3 protein-coding genes are annotated in these 2260 nt (G+C 67.9%); 2 read left to right on the top strand and 1 reads right to left on the bottom strand.

Annotated elements, in window-relative coordinates; translation table 11 throughout:
- The coding region (locus ACEQXV_RS02825; protein WP_370267793.1) for a hypothetical protein at window positions 1–502 on the top strand (502 nt) is incomplete at its 5' end.
- Here the strand turns inward: ACEQXV_RS02825 and ACEQXV_RS02820 are convergent.
- On the bottom strand, window positions 499–1554 hold the full coding sequence (locus ACEQXV_RS02820) for a proline racemase family protein (protein WP_370267792.1): 1056 nt from the start codon (window positions 1552–1554) through the stop codon (window positions 499–501). The two genes, ACEQXV_RS02825 and ACEQXV_RS02820, sit on opposite strands and share 4 nt — an antisense overlap.
- A gap of 127 nt (window positions 1555–1681) precedes the next feature.
- On the opposite strand from ACEQXV_RS02820, the gene ACEQXV_RS02815 reads away from it, so the two are divergent.
- The coding region (locus tag ACEQXV_RS02815) for a hypothetical protein (RefSeq protein ID WP_372525124.1) at window positions 1682–2260 on the top strand (579 nt) is incomplete at its 3' end.

Genomic DNA, 2260 nt, shown 5'->3' with positions numbered 1-2260 from the left:
CCGGGCCGATGCGCTTTGGGCCGAAGGCCGATCCGGCCCGGCGCAGGAGGTGCTGAGCCGGGCGCTGGACACGGAGATGACCGACCGGGACCGCGCCGCCGCGCTGCTGCGCCTGGCCCGGCTGGAGGCCCGGCAGGGGCGGGACGAGGCCGCGCGCGGGCATGTGTCTGAGGCTGCCGACCTTCTGCTGTCCCTGCGAAGGACAGAGGCGCGCGGCGACATCCTGCACCTGGCCGAACGGCTGGCCGACGATGTGCTGGCAAGTGCCGCCGATGTGCGCCTGAGCGATCCGCGCCTGACGGACTACGGTCCGCTGCTGTGCCTGCGGCTGGCAGGCCGCGAGACCGAGGCGCGCGACATCGCCAGCGACCTGGTAACCCGCGTCGACCGGGCGCTTGCGGAAACGGCGGGCGATCCCACGGGGCGGGTCGACGGGTTCCCGCGCGACCTGCTGATCAAGCTGCGCGGACGGCTCTCGGTTCTGGGCGGCGGTCGGGTCTAGCCCCAGATGTCGCCCACGCGAAAGCCCGCCTGAAACGGGTCCGTGGGGTCGAGCGTGTATTGGCTGACCCCGTAAATCCAGGCCTGTCCGGCGATGCTTGGCAAGATGGCCGGATAGGGGCCGACCTGCGTCACGCCCTCGATCCGGCCCGTGAAAGTGGTGCCGATGGGGCCTTCATTGATGTAATCCTGCCCCGGCGCAAGCAGGCCGCGCGCGTGCAGGCAAGCCATCTTGGCGCTTGTGCCGGTACCGCAGGGCGACCGATCCAGCGCGCCGGGCAGGGACATCGCGCTTGGCGGCGCGGCGACGCTGTTCGACACGGTCACGGCGCTGCGCCCATGATGCCCGCCCGTCTTCGCAGGCCCCGTCAGTTGGGAAATCGTCGGGCCCTTGATGGCGGGGTTTTCAGGGTGCACCACCGGCAATTGCACCACGGCGGCGCGGCGCAGGGCTTCGCACAGGCGCACCATCTCGGCACCGTTTTCGGGCACAAGATCCAACCCGAACTGCGCGGCCTCGGCGATGACATAGAACATGCCGCCCCAGGCCACGTCGACGCGCGCGCGGCCGTGGCCCTCGACCTCGATCTCCGCGTCAAGATGCACCGCGAAGGCGGGCACGTTGCGAAAGGTGACGCGGGTGACCTTACCATCCTTGCACTCGGCCCGCACCCGGATAATCCCCGCCGGAGCCTCCAGCGTCAGTTCGGTCACCGGCTCGACCATCGGCAGGATGCCAGTTTCCAGCAGGACCGTGACCGTGCAGATCGTGTTCGAGCCCGACATGGGCGGGTATTCCGTCTGCTCCATGATGATGAAGCCCGCGTCCGCCGAAGGGTCGCAGGGCTCCACGATCGCGTTGCAGCACAGCGCCGGGTTGCCGCGCGGTTCCTGCAACATCAGCGTGCGGATCTCGTCGGCGTTGGCCTGCATCCACTGCATTTTTTCAAAGACCGAGCGGCCGGGAATGGGGGGCAGGCCCCCGGTGATGACACGCCCTGGTTCGCCTTCGGCATGAGCCTCGACGGCGGTGATCATTCGGCTGCTGCGCATGGGGTCTCCTTCCGGTTCGGGCAAACCTATGAAGCGCGGGCTTGCACTGTCCAGATTTCATATCCATACGTGTATAAAATACACTTAAAAGCTGTTGACCAACCACCTCTCCTTCAGGGACGTGCCGATGCCCGACTGGATGGAAATCTTCGCGGTCCTGTCGATTCTGTTGGCAGTTGTCGCGGTCCTGTCCCACATGCTGCGCCGGAAAAGGCCGGGGAGGGATGACGCGCCGGAAAACAGCGCCTTGCCCGCAGAGCACCGGATCGACCCTGACAGCGCTGGCCTGGACGAAAGGCTGGAAGCCGCGCGGGCCTTCGGGGTTGGCAAGCGGCTGGTGCAGACGCGCGAGGGCATCACGTATGGCGTGGATGCGGGCCGCTTCCTGTCGGATCTTGCGACCCGACTGATCGATGCGGGCAATCTCCGCGGCGCTATCGAGGCGCTTGAGGCGCGCCTGCCACTCGACCGGGAGGAGGACCGCGCCTGGCGCGAACTGGACGAGCCCTGGGACGACCCTCATGTCCTGCAATCGAGCTATGAGCGTCTGGCCGGGCTGATGAGGCTGGAGGTGCTGGTCCGCGAGATCGCGCGAGGCCTGGTCTACCTTGCCAGCGATGCCTGCGCCCGCCACGACGCCGGGGAGGACACCCGGGGCGAACTTGCCGCGGAGCTGGCCGAGGCGGTTGCGTTATGCGCGCAACTG

This window comes from Nioella sp. (assembly GCF_964229645.1).
In the GTDB taxonomy this organism is placed as follows: Bacteria; Pseudomonadota; Alphaproteobacteria; order Rhodobacterales; family Rhodobacteraceae; genus Nioella.
This window is presented reverse-complemented; position numbering and strand designations above follow the sequence as displayed.

Bases quoted from the DNA above. Each gene is read 5' to 3' on its own strand.
- ACEQXV_RS02820 (WP_370267792.1), bottom strand. From the start codon at position 1,554: ATGCGCAGCAGCCGAATGATCACCGCCGTCGAGGCTCATGCCGAAGGC.